Origin of the sequence: Streptomyces sp. NPDC093109 (assembly GCF_040701725.1) — a bacterium.
In the GTDB taxonomy this organism is placed as follows: domain Bacteria; phylum Actinomycetota; class Actinomycetes; order Streptomycetales; family Streptomycetaceae; genus Streptomyces.
Genome location: NZ_JBFBEZ010000001.1, coordinates 481,801 through 500,852, shown reverse-complemented (window position 1 = coordinate 500,852; position 19,052 = coordinate 481,801). Strand labels below are relative to the sequence as shown.

Sequence of the window (19,052 nt, the reverse complement as noted above, 5' to 3'; positions counted from 1 at the left end):
CCGGTCCTGACGCCGAGGTGGGAAAAGGGTGCGTATGGCACGCGCGGAGCTGTTGGCACCGGCCGATGTGTGGTTGCTGGTGCGGGAGCACCCCGTTCCCCTCCAGGGCTCGACGCGCGAGCTGGCCGGCGCGCTCACCGCGCGCTTCGGAGCCCGGTTCGCGGTCTGGCACACCGACGAGTTCGTCTTCGGTGTCCGGGACGGGCGGCTGGTCCTGCGCACCCTGGCCGGCCTGGACGTGCCCGCCCCGAAGGTGGTGTGCGTACGCCAGATCCCCGGCTCGATGCGCCACGACCGCGAGGTGACCCTGCTGCGGCAACTGGAGCGCATGGGGGCCACCCTGATCAACCCGCTGGAGGGCCAGCTGGTCTGCCGGAACAAGGTGTGGCAGCTCCAGGAGCTGGGCCTGGCCGGGCTTCCGGTGCCCGACACCCTCTCGTACGCGACCGCCCCGCCGGAGGGTGTCGTCCGCGTCGCCGGTCTCGATGCGCCGTGCGTCGTCAAGTCCGTCAGCGGCTACAAGGGCAGACAGGTGTTCCTGGCCCCCGATGTCCGGCTGCTCCAGGACGTGTCGGGCGCCCTCGCGCAGGAGACGCCGTACCTCTTCCAGGAGTACGTGGCGCACTCGCACGGCCGGGACCTGCGGCTGATCGTGGTCGACGGCGAGACCGTGGCCGCGGTGGTCCGTACCTCCCGGGACGGCGGCCTCGCCTCGAACATCGCCCAGGGCGGCTCCGCCGTACGGTGCCTGGGCGACCATCCGCGCGCCGAGGCCCTGGCGGTCCGGGCGGCCCGAGCGGTGGGACTCACCGTCGCGGGCGTCGATCTGCTGTTCACGTCCCCGGACGGCTACACCGTCTGCGAGGTCAACGCGGTGCCCGGCTGGCGCCCGGAGATGACGGCGGTGGCGCCCGCCATCACCGCCTGCGTCGCGCGCCGCCTGGACGCGTGGAAACCCGCGGAGGACGTTACCCACTGAAGAGGCCCCTTCCCGCAGGGGAAGGGGCCTCCGCCGCGTTCCCAGCTCAGGACTGGGGGCGCCGGCCGTGGTTGGCGCCGTTCTTCCGGCGGGCCTTCTTCTTACGGCGTCGCTTCGATGACATGCCGTCTCCTTTCCGGACGTACTGTTCCGTCCCGTTCTGGTCCGGCCGACCAAGCTACCCGTTCCTCCGCGCCCGGCGGGGTAATTCGCCCGCGTCCGTGTCGCGACGGGCGTACGGAGGTCAGCCGGCGGTGCAGGGCGTGGAGTTGAGGGCGAAGGACGACGGCGGGCTGTTGCCGCCCGTCCACGAGGCGGTGAAGCCGACGGAGACGGAGGCACCCGGGGCGATGGCCGCCGTGTACGAGGCCGAGGCGGCGCTGACCGAGGAGCCGCTCTGGGTCGCGGTGGCTCCCCACATGTTGGTGATCTGCTGACCGTTCGGGGAGGTCCAGGCCAGCGTCCAGCCGTTGACCGCGGCCGTCCCGGTGTTGCGGATCACGATCTCCCCCTGGAAACCGCCGCTCCACTGCCCGCTGACGGTGTACGCGACCGAACAGGCGGAGGTCGTTCCGCCACCACCGCCACCGCCGCCGGAGGTCCCGTACACCGTGGCCTGCTGGGAGGTGCTGCCGATGCCGTTGGCGCCCTTGAAGATGCGCTGCCCCCAGGAGCTGAGCGTGTTCGGGTTGAAGCCGGTCGCCATGTCGAGGTACTCCACACCGCCGCTGTTGCCGCTCCACGACCAGCCGAGATAGCCGAGGCGCAGGGACTGCGTGGTGGCCATGATGGCGTCCTCGTCCGGGTTGCCGTCCGAGTGCATGTCCCCGAACTCGCCCACGAGGATGGGCAGTCCGGCGTTGACGAAGGTGTTGAGGTACGCGCTGACCTTCGCCGCCGTGTCGAAGACGCCGTACATGTGGATCGAGAACATGGTGTTGCGGTCCGGGTCGGCGGCGAAGACCGACGCGGCGTTGTCCCGCATGGTGAAGGACCAGTCCTGGCCCCAGTTGGGCGCGTCGACCATCAGGGTGTGGCCGAACCCGGCGTTGCGCAGCTTGACGATGGCCGCCTTGGTGTCGGCCGTCCATCCGGCGTAATTGGTGTTGCCGTAGGGCTCGTTGCCGATGTTGACGATGACGTAGCTCTCCTGGCCGGTCAGCGCGGACTGGACGCTGATCCAGTAGTCCGCCGCGCGGGAGAGCGTGACCGCGGCGCTCTGCTCGCCGTAGCCGGTGGTGTCGTGTGCCTCGAGCACACAGATCAGCTTGTTCTGCTTGCACTGCGCGACGATGTTCGCCACATCCGCGGTGTCGTTCCTCGTCCACTGGTCACCGGTGCTGAGCACCACACGGACGGTGTTGGCGCCGAGCGCCTTGATGTCGCTGAGCGCGGCCGTGGTCCGACCGGTGTACCAGGTGTGGGCGTGGTTGACGCCGCGCATGACGAACTCGTTGCCGTTCGCCTCCAGCAGCCTGCCGTTGCTGACCCGCAGACCGGTGGCGGCGACGGCCTTGGTGGCGGTGGCCTCCCCGGCCTGGGCGGCCGGGGCGGGCAGTGAGACGGCGAGCAGGCCGGCCAGGGCGAGAAGGGAGAGGAGCAGACCGAGGAGTGGGGCCGGGGGAGTGGTGTGCCCCGGCCTGGGCCCGGTGGTGTGCGGTGGTGCGACGCTCATGGGGGGTCTCCTGGGACGTCGTTGTTCCGGGATGGCGGAGAGCGGAGGAGCGGGGAGAGCGAGGCGGGTCGCCTCAGCGCGCCGTGCAGTCCGCGACGGTGGTCGCGGGGGTCGCCGAGGCGGGCTGGGACGCGATGAAGCCGAAGGTGGTGGTGGCCCCGGCGGCGAGTGCGCCGTTCCACGACGCGTCGGCGACGCTCGCGGTCCCCGAGCCGGCGGTGAGGGTGCCGTTCCACACCTGGGTGATCGCCTCGCCCGTCGGTACGGTGAGCCGCACCGTCCAACCGCTCAGTGGCGCCGTCCCGTTGTTGCGGACGGTCACCTCCGCCTGGTATCCGCCCTGCCAGGACGAGACCGTACGGAGTGACGCGGCGCAGCCGGTGGCGCCGGGAACCGACGGTGTGGGCGTCGGTGTCGGTGTCGAGGTACCGGGTGTCAGCAGCGGGGTGAGCGCCGGGTACCAGCGGGCGGCCATCTTGTCGTCGCCCGAGCTGTTGGGGTGGACACCGTCGTACGTGTCGGTGGCCGTGTTGAATCCCGTCCACTGGTCGACGGCGGTCACCGGCGACCTGGCGGTGGTACGGCCCGCCGCCCACGCGGGGATCCGGGCGTTGAACGCCACCGCGCGCTGGGCACACTCGGCGCAGCCGCTCGGATTCATGGGGATGATCTGGGCGACCAGGATCTTCATGTCCGGGTTGCTCGCGCGCATCTGGTCGACGAGTGTGTCGAAGGCGGCGAGGATCCGGTCCGGCGAGATGCTGCTCCACACGTCGTTCGTGCCGAAGTGCATGACAACGATGTCGGGTCGGGTGGCGGAGAGCCAGCCGGGCAGCAGGTTCTGGTCGGCCACATTGGTGGCCAGATAACCGCCGTGGCCCTCGTTGTTGCCGTCGCTCCCCTGTGCGCAGCCCTGCGGGCCGAGCGTGCCGACGAATTCCGGGGTGTAGCCGGCGTTCTGGAGCCGGTTCCTGAGCACGGCCCGCCAGCAGCCCGGCGAGCCCGTGATCGAGTCGCCCAGCGGCATGATCCGTACGGGGTCGGCCGCCGCGGAGGCGGTGCTTCCGGGGTGTGCGACGAGCGCGCCGAGAGTGAGTGCGGTGAGCGCGAGGACGGCCAGGACCGCCCTCAGCGCGGTGCTGCTCCGTAATCGTGCGTCCGTGTGCGCGGTGTGGGGTGACGTGTCGTTCCGCATATCCAAGGTCCCTTCTCGTGTATGCGGAGGCCCGAGAGGAATGGGAGCGCTCCCACCCGGGCCCGGGGGTGGGAGCGGTGGGTGTGTGTGCGGCCTGGCCACATCAACCCACTGTTGTCGAAGGCACGTCAAGGGTTGTGACGGATGTCGGCCGCCGGGACCGGCCGACTCCCGTCACCCCTGTCCCTCAGACGCCGCCCAGTCGCAGCATGACCTTGCTGCTGCCGCTCCCGGCCGCCACGGCCAGCGCCTCGTCCGCCCGGTCCAGGCCGAAGCGGTGGCTGATCACGGGGGACACATCGAGCCCGTCCCCCAGCGCGCGCAGCGCCTCGTCGATCTCGTCCACGAAACGGTACGAGCCGATCCAGCTGATCTCCCGGGTCACCAGGGCACCGAGGACGGCGGGCACGGCCGTACCGGGCAGGTTGCCGACCTGGACGAGCGTGCCGCCGCGTGCGGTCGCCGCCAGGACGGGACCGAGCGCAGCCGGGGCGCCCGAGGCGTCGAAGGACAGCTCGATGTCCACGGGCAGTTCCTCCCCGGCCGCGAGATCGACCGTACGGTCCGCGCCCATGGCCCGGGCCACGGCGAGCGAGTCCGCCGAGATGTCGGAAGCGATCACGGTCGCGGCGCCGCGGTGTTTCGCCGCGGCCACCACCAGCGCCCCGATCGGCCCCGCGCCATTGACGAGCACCGCCCTGCCCCGTACGTCACCGGCGCGGTGCACGGCGTGCAGCGCCACGGCGAGCGGCTCGGCGAGCGCGCCGTGCTCCGTACTCACGCCCTCGGGCAGCGGCCGGATCAGCTCCGCGCGGACCGTCCGGTACTCGCTGAACCCGCCGTCGGTGTGCGGGTCGAAGGCGGCCGAGCCGAAGTAGCGGACCCGCGGATACAGGTTCGTCCGGCCGGCTATCCGCTCGGGCAGCGGGTCGTTCCCGACCGGCTCCGCCGGGTGCACGGTCACCGGCTGCCCGGCCGACAGCCCGTCAACTCCCTTTCCCACAACGGCGATCCGGCCCGCGACCTCATGGCCGAGCACCAGCGGGTGCCGCAGCGTGGCGGTCCCGGAGGCGCCGTGCTTCCAGTAGGCGACATCGGAGCCGCAGATCCCGCCCCACTCCATGGCGACGAGAACCTCGCCGGCGCCCGGCTCCGGGCGGGGACGCTCGTCGATCCGGAGATCGCGCGGACCGTGCACGACGACCGCCCTCATGACCCCGGCCGCCTCGCTCGCGGCGGACTGCGCGGTGGACTGCGCGGTGGAATTCGCGGCGGATTTCATACGGCGTCCTCCAGCCGGACCAGGTCGCGTCCGCGGGTCTCGGGGGAGAGGACGGCCGACACGAGGGTGATGAGCGAGTAGACGACGAGCATCGCGGCGATCGGCCACCAGCTGCCGGTGACGGCGGTCAGGGTCGCCGCGACGACCGGCCCTATCGCGGTGGCGAGGATTCCGCCGATCTCCTTCGACAGGGCGAGCTGGGTGAAGCGGGTCCGGGAGCCGAACAGTTCGGCCATGGTGACGCTCTCCAGCGAGAACAGGCCCAGAACACCGACGTTGAGCCCGAGAACCATGCCGAGCATCAGCGCGGACGTGTTGCCCGAGGTGATCAGCAGCAGCATCGGGAACGCGAACGCCATGGTGAGCAGGGTGAGCGCGATATACATCGGACGGCGCCCGAACCGGTCCCCGAGCAGACCGATCAGCGGCACGGTGACAAAGCCCAGCAGCGAGCCGTAGACGATCGCGTCGGTCGGGACCGCCCGGTCGGCGTGGAGATTCGTGGCGATGTAGCCGACGAGGAAGGTCTGGATGAGGCCCGAGTTGCCCGCCTGGCCGAACCGCAGCCCGAGGGCGAGGAAGAACGCCTTGCCCTTGCGCTGCCGGATCCCGGCCTCCAGGACGCTCGCCGCGGGGGCGGCGGGGGAGGAGTCCGCGGCGGTGGCGTTCCCGGGCGCCGTGGCGGTCTCGGTGGCGGCGGACCCGGCGATGACCGATTCGACCTCTGTACGGGACAGCGCGACACCGTCGACCACGTCTGCCCGGCCCTCGAAGACCGGGCTCTCCTTCAGATTGCGGCGCAGCCAGACCGCGAAGATCATGAGCCCGAAGCTCAGCAGGAACGGCAGCCGCCAGCCCCACGAGAGCAGTTGTTCGTCGCTGAGCACGGCGAGCAGGATCGCCCACAGGCCCGACGCCGCCAGGGTGCCGGAGTTGGTGCCGAGCGACACCAGCGAAGCGACCAGGCCGCGGCGCTTCACGGGGGCGTACTCGGCGAGCATGACGGTGGCCCCGGCGATCTCGGCGCCCGCGCCGAAGCCCTGGACGAGCCGCAGGACGACCAGCAGGATCGGCGCGAAGATACCGATCGTCGCGTACGTGGGCAGCGCCCCGATCAGTGTGGTCGAGGCTCCCATCAGCAGGATGGTCAGGAACAGCACCTTCTTGCGGCCGATCCGGTCGCCCATCCGGCCGAAGTAGACGGCTCCGGCGAGCCGGGCGACGTACCCGACGCCGTAGGTCGCCATGGCGGCGATCAGTCCGATGGCGGGGCTGACATCCGGGAAGAAGATCTTGTTGAAGACGATGGCGGCGGCCAGCGAGTAGAGCTGGAAGTCCATGAACTCCATGGCGGTGCCGAGCCAGCCGGAGACGGCGGCTCTGGTGAGGTCGCGCGTGGTGCGCGTGGCGGGGCCCGAGGGGGCCGTCCGCGTGGTGTCGGTCATGGTGAACTCCGTTGTTCAGGGCCGTACATGAGCGGTGCGGGGGACGGGGAAGCGGAACGCGTCGAGGGGACGGGACGGGACGGGACGGGACGGGAAGGGGACGGGGAACGGGGTGGTCGTACGGTCAGATTTCGACCCGCCCGGCCCGCAGCGCGGGAAGCCGGGCGGTGACGGCGGAGACCAGCGCCGGATCGCCGGCCAGATCGGCGGCGCCGACCACACCGAGCAGCCGCCGTACGGTGTTCTCCGTGTCCGGGGTGTCCGGATCACCGCGCCGGCAGGCGGCCAGCGCGTTGGCTGCGGGGTCCGTCGTCCCGTACACCTGACGGCCACTGCCGTCGGGGGCCGGGCGGGTGGCGTTCACCCAGCCGGCCAGGGCGAGTGCGAGCACCGGGGTCTCCGCCGACGCGGCGCGCAGCGCGCGGAGCGCCCCGAACCACCGCTCGGGGATCTTCAACGACCCGTCGGAGCCGATCTGCTGGAGCAGATGCCGCATTCCGGGGTTGCGGAACCGCTCGACGAGATCGTCCGCGTAGGCCGCGGGATCGGGGCCGCCCGCCGGCAGTGTCGGTGCCACCTCGGCGCAGAGCGCCCGTACCAGCCGCTCGCCCCACTGCGTCGCCAGCGTCTCGGCGACGGATCCGCACCCCGCCGCCGCGCCGAGATGGGCCAGCGCGGAGTGTGATCCGTTGAGCAGCCGCAACTTGGTGAGCTGGTACGGCACGACGTCCGGGACGAAGAGCGCGCCGTCCCGTTCCCACGGCGGCCGGGCGCCCGCGAAGGCGTCCTCCAGAACCCACTGCCGGTACGGTTCGGCCACCACCGGCACCGCGTCGCGCACCCCGAGCGCGCGGTGGGCCGCGGCCCGGTCCGCCTCGGCCGTCGCGGGCACGATGCGGTCGACGACCGTCGAGGGGAAGGCGACCGAGGTCTCCAGCCAGTCGAGGACGGCGTGACGGTCGGACCAGGACGACGCCTCGGTGAAATCGCGGACCACCGTGGCGAGCGCCCGGCCGTTCGCGGCCATGTTGTCGCAGGACACGACCGTGACCGGGGCGCCGCCCGCCCGCATCCGCGCGGCGAGCCCGGCGGCGAGCCGGCCGACGACGGTGGCGGTACCGGCGGTGTCCCGCGCCGCGAGATCGGCCGCGATCTCCGGCGCCCCGGTGTCGAGCGCGCCGGTGCCGGGGAGGCGGTGGTACCCCTTCTCGGTGATCGTCAGGGTCACCACCGTGACCTCCGGGGAGGCCAGCAGCGCGTCGATCCGCGCGGCGTCGGCCCCCATGTGCAGCGCCTCGGTCACCGATCCGACGACCCGGGTGACCGGGCCGTCACCGCGGCGTTCGGTCACCGAGTAGAGACCGTCCTGCGCGCGCAGCGCCGCCACCGTGTCCGCCGAGCGCGGTGCGACGGCGGCGATGCCCCACGGCTCGCCGGAGCGGGCCGCGGCGTGCTCGGTGCAGACGGCCTGGTGCGCCCGGTGGAACGCGCCGAGGCCGAAGTGGACGGTACGGGACCGCAGTTCGCGCGGGTCGACGGCCGGGCGCAGTTCGGGCGCGAGCCGGTCGAGCGCGGCGAACCCCAGTGCCGACGAGGGCCGGCCGGGGGGTGTGGCAGGGGCCGGGGGCGGAGTCATGGCGTTCACCAGTCGTGCACCGACCCGTCGAGCCGTCGCGCGACGGGCAGATAGCGGGCCTGGTACGGGAACCGCTCGGCCGCCTTCTCGTCGTACGCGACCCCGAGCCCGGGCTCCTCCGACGGGTGGAGCATGCCGTCCGCGAAGGTCACCCCGCTGCGGAACACCTCGGCGGTCTCGTCCGCGTGTCCCATGTACTCCTGGATGCCGAAGTTGGGGACGGTGATGTCCACATGCACGGCGGCGGCCAGGGAGACCGGCGAGAGGTCCGTCGCCCCGTGCGAGCCGGTCCGCACCTGGTAGAGCGCGGCCAGGTCGAAGATCCGGCGCAGATGCGTGATCCCGCCGGCGTGCACGACGGTGGTGCGCACATAGTCGATGAGCTGCTCGGTGATCAGGTGCTGTACGTCCCAGATCGAGGTCAGCACCTCGCCCACCGCGATCGGAGTCGTCGTGTGCTGCCGGATGAGCCGGAACGCCTCCTGGTTCTCGGCCGGAGTCGGGTCCTCCATCCAGAACAACTGGCTCTCCTCGACGCGCTTGCCGAACCGGGCCGCCTCGATCGGGGTGAGCCGGTGGTGCACGTCGTGCAGCAGATGGAAGCCGAAGCCGAAGCGCTCGCGCACGGCCTCCAGATAGGTCGGCGCGAACCGCAGATACGCCTCGGTGTCCCAGGGCTGCTCGTCGGGGAGCGCGGTCGCGGCCGGCTCGTACACCTTGCCCTTGCGCACCCCGTAGCTGCCGCCGACGTCCGGGACGGCGGCCTGCGCTCGGACCGCCTTGTAGCCGAGTTCGAGGAACCGGTCGACATCGTCGAGCAGGGACGGTACGTCCGTACCGCTGGCGTGCGAGTAGACCATGACGCCGTCCCGTGACCGGCCGCCGAGCAGCTGGTAGACGGGGAGGCCGGCGACCTTGCCCTTGATGTCCCACAGCGCCGTGTCGACGGCGGCGATCGCGGTCATCGTGACCGGGCCGCGCCGCCAGTACGCGCCCCGGTACAGGTACTGCCACATGTCCTCGATGCGCGCCGGGTCCTTGCCGATCAGCAGCGGGACGAGATGGTCCCGCAGATAGCTCGCGACGGCCAGCTCGCGGCCGTTGAGGGTGGCGTCGCCGAGGCCGGTCACCCCGTCCGACGTGGTGATCCGCAGGGTGACGAACGTCCGCCCGGGGGAGGCGACGAACACCTCCACGCGTTCGATGGTGCTCACAGGTCCCACTCCTTCGGACGCGGCTGGGGCGCCACTGGTCGACATCGCTGGTATACAAGCACTGGTCGTGCAGCGATGCAATACTTGTGGCACGTGAGTGTGCGCTGGTCCGGCGGCTGTCCCGGCCCCGATCGGACAGGAGTGCGGCAGTGGCGACCCCACCGGCGATACGATGACCGCATGGCTCACTCGAACCGGCGGCGGACCAGCCGCCGCGCCGTCTACGCGACGCTGCGCCGCAAGGTTCTGACCCTGGAGTTCCCTCCGGGCGCGGCGCTGTCCGAGAACGAACTGGCGGCGGCGCTCGGGGTGAGCCGTACCCCCGTCCGCGAGAGCCTGATCCTGCTGTCCGAGGAGGGCCTCGTGCAGGTCTTTCCCCAGGTGGGATCCTTTGTCTCGCGCGTCGACCCGGCCCGCGTGGCCGACGCGCAGTTCCTCCGGGAAGCCGTGGAACTCGCCTCCCTCGACGACCTCCCCGCCGAACTGGACCCCGGACTCGTCGGCGAACTCCGGCAGAACCTGACGGAGCAGCAGCGTCCTGGCCTCGGCCTGGAGGACTTCTTCGAGCTGGACGAGGCGTTCCACCAGGGCCTGCTGCGGCTGAGCGGCCACGGCAGCGCCTGGGCCACCGTCGTCTCGGCCAAGGGCCACCTCGACCGGGCGCGCCGGCTCGGCCTCTACGACACGGCCTCGTCGGCCGGGTTCGCCGTCCAGCACGTCGAGATCCTCGACGCGGTCCTCGCCGGTGACGTCTCCCTGGCCCGGACCGCCATGCGCACCCATCTCCGGGCGGTCTTCGACGACGTCGAGCGGATCAGACAGCGCTCGCCGGAGCTGTTCGCCACGGACACCGGCGCGGTGCCGGTCCGGCGCAACATCGTCGTCTGGGAGTAACCGGCCGCACCGCGCCGCAGGGCACCGGCGCGGGCTATTCTCGCCCGGTGAACGCTACTTGGGAGCCCGCGACGCCGGGCGTACTGCGGCTGCCCTCGGGCCGGCTCGTCCGGGGACGGGGTCTGCGCCATCCGCTTCCGGACGGCCAACTGCCCACCTTCGGGCTCTATCTGCTGGGGCACGAGCCGCCCCCCGTCGACTGGGAGTCCCGCTGGCTGCGCTGGCCCGACTTCCGGCTGCCCGCCGACCGCGCGGACGCCGCCGAGGCGCTGCGCGCGGCCTGGGACCGTACGGAGACCGAACGTGTCGAAGTCGCCTGCGGCGGCGGCGTCGGCCGCACGGGCACGGCGCTGGCCTGCCTCGCCGTACTGGACGGGGTACCCCGCCGCGAGGCGGTCTCCTACGTCCGTACGCACTACGACCGGCGGGCCGTCGAGACGCCCTGGCAGCGCCGCTTCGTCACCCGCTTCCCCTGAGGGCGGTACCGGATTCCTCCGGTACCGCCCTCACCTCACTCGCCTACCTGACCCGGCAGTACACGTGTCCGTTGAGGATGACGCAGTCGTCGCTGGGCTGGGCGAGTCGGTGCGAGGCCGCCGGGGCCGACGGTGACGCCGACGCCGACGCCGAAACGGTGAGCGGGACAAGGGCGAACACGGTGAGAAGCAGGGTGGTGGCCGTGCGGGTGAGAGTCGTGCGCATCATTCTCATCTCTCCTCGTGGACAGCGTGAAAACAGTGCGAAAGAGCGTGAAATCCCTTTCGTTCTCCGAGAATTCCACAGGTCGGCCCACTCGTTGATCGTTCTCACCCTGATAGGCGAAATCGCCGTCCGGAGTCACTGGAAGAATCGCGGCAGCCACCCGGCCTTGTACTCCGGGTGGCCCGCGTGCTCGGCCGCCAGCTGCCGTACGACGAAGCCGAGCCCGACCGCGCGGCCCGCCCGGAAGGTCTGCTCGGGGCGGTCGACGTCCAGCTCCGCCACCTCCTCGTACTCGTCGAGCAGCACGAGACTGGTCTCGACGCGGCGGACGGTACGGGCCGGGTCCTGGAACGCGGTGTGCCGGTCGTAGCCGAAGCCCTTCAGGGTGAACGCGACCGCGCCGTTGGCGTCGTGCACCTCGCCCGGCAGATCGGGCGGGCAGCGCCAGGAGTCGCCGCCGGCGGCCCGCGCGAGCGCCTCCTCCTCGGCGAGCCGGGCGCGTACGAAAGCCACCAGAGGGGCGTTGGGGTTCTTCATCAGGGTCCGGTCCTTCGTGCAAGTCACCCGGAGGGCCCCGAGGCCCCCGCGGGTTCCGTCCGTCCGGCCCAGGATGGCGTACGGCGCCCCTCCGCGTCTCCCCGGCCCTGCCCTGACCGGCCCGAACCGGACACGGCGGGGCCGGCCGGGACCGGGCGGTGGCCGGGACGGACCGGGGTCCGTAGCACCGCTCAGGCGGTCAGCCGCGCGGGCAGCCAGGCCAGTTGGGCGGCCTGCTGGTACGCCCCGCCGCCCTCGTGGTCGTTGAAGTCGTACACCTCGATCGTCTTGTCCTCGTGCGCGTAGGCGTTGAAGGCCGCGAAGACCGTCGACGGCGGGCACGTCTGGTCCTCAAGCGCCACCGAGAACAGCGCCGGGGCCAGTGCGCGCGCCGCGAAGTGCACTCCGTCGAAGTAGCCCAGGGTGCGCCGCACCGTCTCCGTCCGGCCGCGGTACGTCTTGAGGTAGTTGCCCACCTCGCGGTACGGATGGCGGTCGGTGATCGTCGTCGCGCGCGGGAAGTCGCAGAGGAACGGTACGTCCGGCGCGACCGCCAGCAGGTCCGGCACGAGCCCGGCCACCGCGAGGGTGATCCCGCCGCCCTGGCTCGCCCCGAGGACCGCCGTGCGCGAGGCGTCGACCAGGGGATGGGAGCGGGCCGCCTCGACCGCGCGGACCGCGTCGGTGAACAGCCGCCGGTAGTAGTACGTCTCCGGGTCCTCGACGCCCCGCGTCATGAAGCCGGGGAACGAGGAGGCGCTGCCCACGGGATCGGGCGTGTCCCCGCCGTTCCACCCGGCGCCCTGGCCCCGGGTGTCCATCACGAAGTGCGCGAACCCGGCGGACGCCCAGAGCAGATGGGAGTGCGGCAGTCCGCGCCCGCCCCCGTAACCGATGTACTCCACGACCACCGGCAGCGGCTCCCGCGCGCCGGCCGGCAGCACCAGCCAGCCCTTGACGGGGTGACCGCCGAACCCGGCGAAGGTCACGTCGAACACCTCCAGCGTCGCCAGCGCCGTCGGTACGGGCTCGAAGCGGGCGGCGAGGTCGTGGCCGCGTGCCTCGGTGAGGGTCTTGGCCCAGAACTGGTCGAAGTCCGCGGGCTCGACGGACTCGCTGCGGTATCCGCGCAGCTCGTCGAGGGGAAGATCGGACAGGGACATGAGGGAACCACCTCGGTGGAGTCGGCCGCTCACACGGCGGAACGTGCGGATGATCACACCGTACGTCCGGAGGCCCGCCCGCAGAAGAGGCCGTCGGTCGGCGCCCCCGCCGCCCATGTGCTGAACTGTCGGGCGTGCGCGTCCCCGGCCCGGGGCGACCGAGCAACAGGAGCCCTCTTGACCACCAGTTACCGCCACCCCGGCGTCGTCCTCACCGATCATCGCTTCACGGTCCCGCTGGACCACGGCGATCCGTCGGGCGAGCGGATCGAGCTGTACGCGCGCGAGGCCGTCGCGAGCGCCAGAGCCGGCGAGAACCTGCCCTGGCTGCTGTATCTGGAGGGCGGACCCGGCTTCGGCGCGCGCCGGTTCATCGGCCGGCAGGCATGGCTCGGCCGCGCCCTCCAGGAGTTCCGGGTCCTCTTCCTCGACCAGCGCGGCACCGGTCTGTCCACCCCGGCGAACCGGCAGACCCTTCCGTCCCTCGGCGGTCCGGAGCGGCAGGCCGCGTATCTCACGCACTTCCGCGCCGACTCCATCGTGCGCGACTGCGAGACCATCCGGCCGCTGCTGACCGGCGGCGCCCCCTGGACCGTGCTCGGCCAGAGCTTCGGCGGCTTCTGCGCCACCCACTACCTCTGCGCCGCCCCCGAGGGACTCGACACCGTACTGATCACCGGCGGGCTGCCCTCCCTCGACGCCACGGCCGACGAGGTCTACCGGGCCGCCTACCCGCGGATCGCCCGCAAGGTCGAGGCGCACTACGCCCGCTATCCGCAGGACATCGCGCGGGCCCGCCGGATCGCGGAGTACCTGGCCGAGCACCGGCCCGTACTGCCCACCGGATACACCCTGACCCCCGAGGCGTTCCAGTCGCTCGGCATCCTGCTCGGCGGCTCCGACGGCAGCCACCAGCTCAACCACCTGCTGGAGAACGCCTTCGTCCGCACCCCGGCGGGCCCGGTCCTCTCCGACGCCTTCCAGGAGAACGTGTCGGCCGCCCTGTCGTTCGCCGGACACCCCCTCTACGCCCTGCTCCACGAGCCGGTCTACGCCCAGGACGGCCGGCCCACCGAGTGGGCCGCCGAGCGGGTACGCGCCGAGTTCGCCCGGTTCGACGCGGCCACGACCCTCGCCGGGGAGACCCCGCTGTACTTCAGCGGCGAGTCGATACACCCCTGGCACTTCGACCACGACCCCGCGCTGCGCCCGCTGCGCGAGACGGCGGAGCTGCTCGCCGCCCGTACCGACTGGCCCGCGCTGTACGACCCGGCCAGGCTCGCCGCCAACGAGGTGCCGGTCGCCGCGGCCGTCTACCACGACGACATGTATGTGGACCGGGACCACTCGCTGCGCACCGCGCGGACGATCCGCGGGCTGCGCACCTGGGTGACGGACGAGTTCGAGCACGACGGGCTGCGGGCCGGCGGACCGCGCGTCCTGGACCGGCTGCTGACGCTGGCGCGCGGCGAGGGCTGAGGCGCCCGCCGCGCCCGCAGGATCGTTTCCCCCTGCTCGCCGCGCGGATTCCTGGCGGCGGGGAGAGAATGAATGGCGGGGGATCGTGGCCCGGCCGCGCGTGAGGAAGCGCGTGGCGGACGGGCCGTTTCCGCACGTTTTCCGAGCGTTTCAGAGCGTTTCCGAGCGGAGGTGGTGGGACATGCTGCTGCCGAACAGGCATCTGGTCGCGGATCTGCTGGCCCGGTACCGGGCATGGGAGCGGCTGGTGCTCGCCGACCCGCTCGACGACACCGTCCGGGGCCGTTTCGAGGACGTCGCGTACACGCTGTGCGTGCTGATGGGTCAGCGCACCGCGCGCGAGGCGATCTGGCAGGCGGAGGCGTATCTGCGCCGGATCCGTCCCGTACCGATCTTCCCGGACCTGCCGAAGACCGCCGTACCGGCCGTCCGCGACTGACCCCGACCGCCCTGCCACCACCCGCACCACCGCTGGAGCCCGCGCGAGCCGCGTGGGCTCCAGCGGCGTTCCGGAGCCGCGCCCGAGCTGTTCCCAGAGCGGCAAGCGACCGCTTAGTATGCGCCTACTGCCCGATCGTGTGGAGGCCCGAATGCAGGCATGGCGAGTGCACCGGAACGGCGAGCCGGGCGAGGTGATGCGACTGACCGAGACGGCGCTTCCGGTGCCCGGCGACGGACAGCTCCTGCTGCGGGTCAGGGCCGCCAACATCAACTTCCCCGACGTCCTGCTCTGCCGCGGTCACTACCAGGTCAGGCCGCCGCTGCCGTTCACCCCCGGCGTCGAGATCTGTGGCGAGACCGAGGACGGGCGGCGGGTCATCGCCACCCCGGCACTGCCCGACGGCGGCCTCGCCGAGTACGCGATCGCCGACGCGGCGGCGCTGCTGCCCGCCCCCGACGCGCTGGACGACGCCGAGGCCGCCGCCCTGCACATCGGCTACCAGACGGGCTGGTTCGCCCTGCACCGGCGGGCGCGCCTCCAGCCGGGCGAGACCCTGCTCGTCCACGCGGCGGCCGGCGGCGTCGGCAGCGCGGCCGTACAGCTCGGCAGGGCCGCGGGCGCCACCGTCATCGGGGTCGTCGGCGGCCCCGACAAGGCGCGCGTCGCCCGGGAGCTGGGCTGCGACACGGTCATCGACCGCCGTACGGACGATGTCGTCGCGGCCGTCAAGGAGGCCACCGGCGGCCGGGGCGCGGACGTCGTCTACGACCCGGTGGGCGGCGACGCGTACCAGCAGTCCGCGAAGTGTGTCGCCTTCGAGGGCCGCATCGTGGTCGTGGGCTTCGCGAGCGGCACGATCCCCGCCCCCGCCCTCAACCACGCCATGGTGAAGAACTACGCGGTCCTCGGCCTGCACTGGGGGCTCTACCGCACCAAGGACCCGGCGGCGGTGGCGCGTTGTCACGAAGAGCTGACGGTGCTCGCGGACCGGGGCGACATCAGGCCGCTGATCAGCGAACGGGTGCCGATGAAGGGCGCCGCCGACGCCATGCGGCGCGTCGGCGAGGGCACCACCACCGGCCGCGTGGTCGTGCTTCCTGCGGCGGACGGGGAGCACCGATGACCGACGCCGCCGAACTGCGCGCCCGTACCGCCGCGTTGCTGGCCGCCCACCCGCCGGCCACCACCGGCCGCACCGACTTCCTCCGGGCCCGCTTCGACGCCGGTCTGGCCTGGGTGCACTACCCGGCCGGGCTCGGCGGACTCGACGCGCCCCGCTCCCTCCAGGACGTGGTGGAAGCCGAGTTGGCGGCGGCGGGTGCCCCCGGCAACGACCCGCGGCGGATCGGCATCGGCCTCGGCATGGCCGCGCCCACCATCCTGCGCTACGGCACGGCGGAGCAGAAGGAGCGCTTCCTGCGGCCCCTCTGGGTCGGCGAGGAGGTGTGGTGCCAGCTCTTCAGCGAACCGGGCGCCGGGTCCGATCTCGCGGCTCTCGCCACCCGCGCGGTACGGGAGAACGCTGGTGCGGGCGAAGGCGAGGGTGAAGACGAGGTCGAGGTTGAGGGCTCCGGCGACTGGATCGTCAACGGACAGAAGGTGTGGACGTCCAGCGCGCATCTCGCCCGCTGGGCCATCCTCATCGCCCGCACCGATCCCGGACTCCCCAAGCACCGGGGCATCACCTACTTCCTCTGCGACATGACCGACCCCGGCGTCGAGGTACGGCCGCTGCGGCAGATCACCGGCGAGGCCGAGTTCAACGAGGTCTTCCTCACCGATGTGCGGATCCCCGACGCACACCGCCTCGGTGAGGTCGGCGCGGGCTGGGCGGTCGCCCGCACCACACTGATGAACGAACGCGTCTCCATCGGGGGCGCCTCGCTGCCGCGCGAGGGCGGCATGATCGGCCCGGTCGCCCGCACCTGGCGCGATCGGCCCGCACTGCGCACCCACGACACACACCAGCGCCTGCTCACCCTCTGGACCGAGGCCGAGGTCGCCCGGCTCACCGCCGAGCGGGTACGGCAGCAACTCGTCGCCGGACAGCCGGGGCCCGAGGGCAGCGGACTCAAGCTCTCCTTCGCCCGGCTCAACCAGGAGATCAGCGCCCTTGAGGTCGAACTCCTCGCGGACGAGGGGCTTCTGTACTCCGACTGGACCATGCGCCGGCCCGATCTCGTCGACTTCACCGGCCGGGACGCCGGCTACCGCTATCTGCGCTCGAAGGGCAACTCGATCGAGGGCGGCACGAGCGAGGTACTGCTGAACATCGTCGCCGAACGCGTCCTCGGGCTGCCCTCCGAGCCGCGCGACGACAAGGACGTCGCCTGGAAGGACCTGTCCCGATGAGCCTGCCGCAGACCCCGCCCGACCTGCTCTACTCCGAGCCCGAGGACGATCTGCGCGCGGCCGTCCGCGCGCTGCTCACCGACCGCGCCGACCTCCCTGCCACGCTCGCCCGCGCCGAGGCGGGCGACCCGTACGACCCCGCGCTGTGGACCTCGCTCACCGCCGGTATCGGCGCGGCCGGGCTGCTGGTCCCGGAGAAGCTCGGCGGCCAGGGCGCGAGCCACCGTGAGGCCGCCGTCGTCCTGGAGGAGCTGGGCAGGGCCGTCACCCCCGCGCCGTATCTGACCAGTTCGGTGGTGGCGACCGAGACGCTGCTGGGCTGTGACACCGACCGCGCGGACATCGCCGGGCTGCTCACCGCGCTCGCGGGCGGCCACCGGGTCGCGGTGCTCGCCGTACCGCTCGCCACCGCCCCGGACGCGCCGCTGCCCACCGGAGCGGACACCGTGACCGGGGCCGCCGACGCCGTACGGGCCGATGTGCTGCTCGTACCGCGCGCGGACGGGCTGTACGCGGTGGAGACGGCCTCGTCCGCCGTGACCGTCGAGCCGCTCACCCCGCTCGATCTGACCCGGCCGCTCGCCGCCGTCACTTTCGCGCCCGGCGCCGGAGAGCGGATCGCGGAAGGGCCCGCCGCCGAGGCCGCCGTACGGCGCGGGCTGCTCGCCGGGGCGGGGCTGCTCGCCTCCGAGCAACTCGGTATCGCGGAATGGTGTCTTGAGGAGAGCGTCCGGCACACCAAGGAACGGCACCAGTTCAACCGCCCCATCGGTTCCTTCCAGGCGCTCAAGCACCGGATGGCACAGCTGTGGCTGGAGGTCGTCTCCGCCCGCGCCGCCGCACGCGCCGCGGCGGACGCGCTGGCCACCGGGGACCCCGACGCCCCGCTCGCGGTCGCGCTCGCCCAGGCGTACTGCGGCCCGGTCGCCGTCCACGCGGCGGAGGAGTGCGTCCAGTTGCACGGCGGCACCGGGATGACCTGGGAACACCCCGCGCATCTGTATCTCAAACGCGCCATGGCGGACCGCATCGCGCTCGGTTCGCCCGGCCGGCACCGGGAGACCCTGGCAGCCCTCGCCGACCTGCCGGGACCCCGGTAGCGGGACGCCCCGTTCCGAACCACCCGTACGGCGGACACCCAAGTCGGCCGTACGGACCGCCTCCTCCGCCACACTGGCGGCCGAATGCCGCATACCGGTGCGGCGGAGGAGGTTGTCCGTGGCTATTTCCATCTCAGTGCTGCTGCTTCTGATGATTCTCGCGGTGGTGTTCCTGCGCAGCGGCGGGCTGAAACTCTTCCACGCGGTGGTCTGTGTCCTGCTCGGGTTCCTGCTCGCGGGCACCAGCATGGCGCCGTCCATCGCGAACGGCATTTCGGCGACGGCCGGGGTGGTCAGCGGCCTCAACCCATAACCGGGGAGGGCGCGTTGGGCCCGGTAGGAGACTAATCGGGGACTAATCACAGATTGCCACGTTCCGCAACCTGCGCCCATTCGCCCGCTCCATGTCCTTATCCTGTGCGTCTGCCGGGCTGCCATTGGGGGGTGCCCGGCCCGAACACAAGGATGTCCGATGCGCCACACCCGCATAGCCAACGCCGCCGCGCTCGCGGCGGCGTTCGCCGGTACGGTCCTGCTGCCCGCCCAGGCGCAGGCCGCCACCGGATCGATACACCTGTACAAGATCTACTACAACAGCCCCGGACCGGACAACCGTTCCAACGCCAGCCTCAACGCCGAGTGGGTGCAGATCAAGAACACCACCTCGAAGGCCGTCAGCCTCAAGGGCTGGACGCTGACCGACGCCTCGAAGCACGAGTACACCTTCGGCACCTTCACGCTCGGCAAGGGCAAAACGGTGAAGGTGCGCACCGGTAAGGGCAAGAACACGGCGGCCAACGTGTACCAGAACCGCGGCGCCTACGTGTGGAACAACGACAAGGACACCGCGACGCTGCGCAAGGCGTCCGGCGCCAAGGTCGACACCTGCTCGTACAACAACCCCAAGGCCGACTACAAGCTCTGCTGATCCCCGGGGACGATCCCGCCGCGTCGGGG

Annotated in this window: 19 protein-coding genes; 10 read left to right on the top strand and 9 right to left on the bottom strand. The window is 72.0% G+C overall.

Annotation, left to right across the window (positions count from 1 at the left end):
• The first annotated feature begins 34 nt into the window (after positions 1 to 34).
• Positions 35 to 979 carry a RimK family alpha-L-glutamate ligase gene (locus tag AB0389_RS02130; protein WP_366393441.1) on the top strand — a complete coding sequence of 315 codons (945 nt, stop codon included), beginning with the start codon at positions 35 to 37 and terminating at the stop codon, positions 977 to 979.
• Positions 980 to 1,223: 244 nt separating this feature from the next.
• Here AB0389_RS02130 and AB0389_RS02125 read toward each other — a convergent pair whose 3' ends face one another.
• From AB0389_RS02125 to manD, 6 genes are all read right to left on the bottom strand, one after another.
• Positions 1,224 to 2,654 (bottom strand): cellulase family glycosylhydrolase, encoded by a 1,431-nt coding sequence (locus AB0389_RS02125; protein WP_366393367.1) that lies wholly within the window; start codon positions 2,652 to 2,654, stop codon positions 1,224 to 1,226.
• Positions 2,655 to 2,727: 73 nt separating this feature from the next.
• Positions 2,728 to 3,849: a cellulose binding domain-containing protein gene (locus tag AB0389_RS02120; RefSeq protein WP_366393366.1), complete on the bottom strand. Its 1,122-nt coding sequence runs from the start codon at positions 3,847 to 3,849 to the stop codon at positions 2,728 to 2,730.
• A gap of 187 nt (positions 3,850 to 4,036) precedes the next feature.
• The gene (locus AB0389_RS02115; RefSeq protein WP_366393365.1) at positions 4,037 to 5,131 is read right to left on the bottom strand and encodes an L-idonate 5-dehydrogenase; all 1,095 of its coding nucleotides are present in this window, start codon (positions 5,129 to 5,131) and stop codon (positions 4,037 to 4,039) included.
• Entirely contained in the window at positions 5,128 to 6,576 is a 1,449-nt protein-coding gene (locus AB0389_RS02110; protein WP_366393364.1) for an MFS transporter, read from the bottom strand. The genes AB0389_RS02115 and AB0389_RS02110 overlap by 4 nt, the downstream gene beginning before the upstream one ends.
• Positions 6,577 to 6,700: 124 nt before the next feature.
• The gene (locus AB0389_RS02105) at positions 6,701 to 8,212 is read right to left on the bottom strand and encodes a mannitol dehydrogenase family protein (protein ID WP_366393363.1); all 1,512 of its coding nucleotides are present in this window, start codon (positions 8,210 to 8,212) and stop codon (positions 6,701 to 6,703) included.
• Between the two features lie 5 nt (positions 8,213 to 8,217).
• Positions 8,218 to 9,426, bottom strand: a complete 1,209-nt coding sequence (gene manD, locus AB0389_RS02100) for a D-mannonate dehydratase ManD (RefSeq protein WP_366393362.1) — start codon at positions 9,424 to 9,426, stop codon at positions 8,218 to 8,220.
• Positions 9,427 to 9,606: 180 nt separating this feature from the next.
• On the opposite strand from manD, the gene AB0389_RS02095 reads away from it, so the two are divergent.
• Positions 9,607 to 10,320 carry a GntR family transcriptional regulator gene (locus tag AB0389_RS02095; RefSeq protein ID WP_366393361.1) on the top strand — a complete coding sequence of 238 codons (714 nt, stop codon included), beginning with the start codon at positions 9,607 to 9,609 and terminating at the stop codon, positions 10,318 to 10,320.
• A gap of 47 nt (positions 10,321 to 10,367) precedes the next feature.
• Entirely contained in the window at positions 10,368 to 10,796 is a 429-nt protein-coding gene (locus tag AB0389_RS02090) for a protein-tyrosine phosphatase family protein (protein WP_366393360.1), read from the top strand.
• A 43-nt stretch (positions 10,797 to 10,839) separates the two neighbouring features.
• On the opposite strand, the gene AB0389_RS02085 is transcribed toward AB0389_RS02090, so the two are convergent.
• From AB0389_RS02085 to AB0389_RS02075, 3 genes are all read right to left on the bottom strand, one after another.
• Positions 10,840 to 11,025: a hypothetical protein gene (locus tag AB0389_RS02085; RefSeq protein ID WP_366393359.1), complete on the bottom strand. Its 186-nt coding sequence runs from the start codon at positions 11,023 to 11,025 to the stop codon at positions 10,840 to 10,842.
• A gap of 132 nt (positions 11,026 to 11,157) precedes the next feature.
• On the bottom strand, positions 11,158 to 11,559 hold the full coding sequence (locus AB0389_RS02080) for a DUF6221 family protein (protein ID WP_366393358.1): 402 nt from the start codon (positions 11,557 to 11,559) through the stop codon (positions 11,158 to 11,160).
• Positions 11,560 to 11,750: 191 nt separating this feature from the next.
• Positions 11,751 to 12,722: an acetylxylan esterase gene (locus AB0389_RS02075; protein WP_366393357.1), complete on the bottom strand. Its 972-nt coding sequence runs from the start codon at positions 12,720 to 12,722 to the stop codon at positions 11,751 to 11,753.
• Positions 12,723 to 12,899: 177 nt separating this feature from the next.
• Between AB0389_RS02075 and AB0389_RS02070 the strand changes: the two genes are divergently transcribed.
• From AB0389_RS02070 to AB0389_RS02040, 7 genes are all read left to right on the top strand, one after another.
• Positions 12,900 to 14,201 (top strand): alpha/beta fold hydrolase, encoded by a 1,302-nt coding sequence (locus AB0389_RS02070; RefSeq protein ID WP_366393356.1) that lies wholly within the window; start codon positions 12,900 to 12,902, stop codon positions 14,199 to 14,201.
• Positions 14,202 to 14,382: 181 nt separating this feature from the next.
• Positions 14,383 to 14,640 carry a DUF5133 domain-containing protein gene (locus tag AB0389_RS02065; RefSeq protein WP_366393355.1) on the top strand — a complete coding sequence of 86 codons (258 nt, stop codon included), beginning with the start codon at positions 14,383 to 14,385 and terminating at the stop codon, positions 14,638 to 14,640.
• Between the two features lie 151 nt (positions 14,641 to 14,791).
• The gene (locus AB0389_RS02060; RefSeq protein WP_366393354.1) at positions 14,792 to 15,766 is read left to right on the top strand and encodes an NADPH:quinone oxidoreductase family protein; all 975 of its coding nucleotides are present in this window, start codon (positions 14,792 to 14,794) and stop codon (positions 15,764 to 15,766) included.
• Positions 15,763 to 16,995 (top strand): acyl-CoA dehydrogenase family protein, encoded by a 1,233-nt coding sequence (locus AB0389_RS02055; protein WP_366393353.1) that lies wholly within the window; start codon positions 15,763 to 15,765, stop codon positions 16,993 to 16,995. The genes AB0389_RS02060 and AB0389_RS02055 overlap by 4 nt, the downstream gene beginning before the upstream one ends.
• Positions 16,992 to 18,095, top strand: a complete 1,104-nt coding sequence (locus AB0389_RS02050; RefSeq protein ID WP_366393352.1) for an acyl-CoA dehydrogenase family protein — start codon at positions 16,992 to 16,994, stop codon at positions 18,093 to 18,095. The genes AB0389_RS02055 and AB0389_RS02050 overlap by 4 nt, the downstream gene beginning before the upstream one ends.
• Positions 18,096 to 18,213: 118 nt before the next feature.
• Positions 18,214 to 18,408, top strand: a complete 195-nt coding sequence (locus AB0389_RS02045) for a hypothetical protein (RefSeq protein WP_114664233.1) — start codon at positions 18,214 to 18,216, stop codon at positions 18,406 to 18,408.
• Between the two features lie 159 nt (positions 18,409 to 18,567).
• A complete protein-coding gene (locus tag AB0389_RS02040; RefSeq protein WP_366393351.1) occupies positions 18,568 to 19,023 on the top strand; it encodes a lamin tail domain-containing protein in 456 nt (151 codons plus the stop codon).
• Positions 19,024 to 19,052 lie beyond the last annotated feature (29 nt).

Coding starts and splice junctions, on each gene's coding strand:
- AB0389_RS02040 (WP_366393351.1), top strand. CDS start 18,568: ATGCGCCACACCCGCATAGCCAACGCCGCCGCGCTCGCGGCGGCGTTC.
- AB0389_RS02065 (WP_366393355.1), top strand. CDS start 14,383: ATGCTGCTGCCGAACAGGCATCTGGTCGCGGATCTGCTGGCCCGGTAC.
- AB0389_RS02080 (WP_366393358.1), bottom strand. CDS start 11,559: ATGAAGAACCCCAACGCCCCTCTGGTGGCTTTCGTACGCGCCCGGCTC.
- AB0389_RS02125 (WP_366393367.1), bottom strand. CDS start 2,654: ATGAGCGTCGCACCACCGCACACCACCGGGCCCAGGCCGGGGCACACC.
- AB0389_RS02120 (WP_366393366.1), bottom strand. CDS start 3,849: ATGCGGAACGACACGTCACCCCACACCGCGCACACGGACGCACGATTA.
- AB0389_RS02060 (WP_366393354.1), top strand. CDS start 14,792: ATGCAGGCATGGCGAGTGCACCGGAACGGCGAGCCGGGCGAGGTGATG.
- AB0389_RS02055 (WP_366393353.1), top strand. CDS start 15,763: ATGACCGACGCCGCCGAACTGCGCGCCCGTACCGCCGCGTTGCTGGCC.
- AB0389_RS02105 (WP_366393363.1), bottom strand. CDS start 8,212: ATGACTCCGCCCCCGGCCCCTGCCACACCCCCCGGCCGGCCCTCGTCG.
- AB0389_RS02130 (WP_366393441.1), top strand. CDS start 35: ATGGCACGCGCGGAGCTGTTGGCACCGGCCGATGTGTGGTTGCTGGTG.
- AB0389_RS02050 (WP_366393352.1), top strand. CDS start 16,992: ATGAGCCTGCCGCAGACCCCGCCCGACCTGCTCTACTCCGAGCCCGAG.
- AB0389_RS02095 (WP_366393361.1), top strand. CDS start 9,607: ATGGCTCACTCGAACCGGCGGCGGACCAGCCGCCGCGCCGTCTACGCG.
- AB0389_RS02085 (WP_366393359.1), bottom strand. CDS start 11,025: ATGATGCGCACGACTCTCACCCGCACGGCCACCACCCTGCTTCTCACC.
- AB0389_RS02075 (WP_366393357.1), bottom strand. CDS start 12,722: ATGTCCCTGTCCGATCTTCCCCTCGACGAGCTGCGCGGATACCGCAGC.
- AB0389_RS02115 (WP_366393365.1), bottom strand. CDS start 5,131: ATGAAATCCGCCGCGAATTCCACCGCGCAGTCCACCGCGCAGTCCGCC.
- AB0389_RS02110 (WP_366393364.1), bottom strand. CDS start 6,576: ATGACCGACACCACGCGGACGGCCCCCTCGGGCCCCGCCACGCGCACC.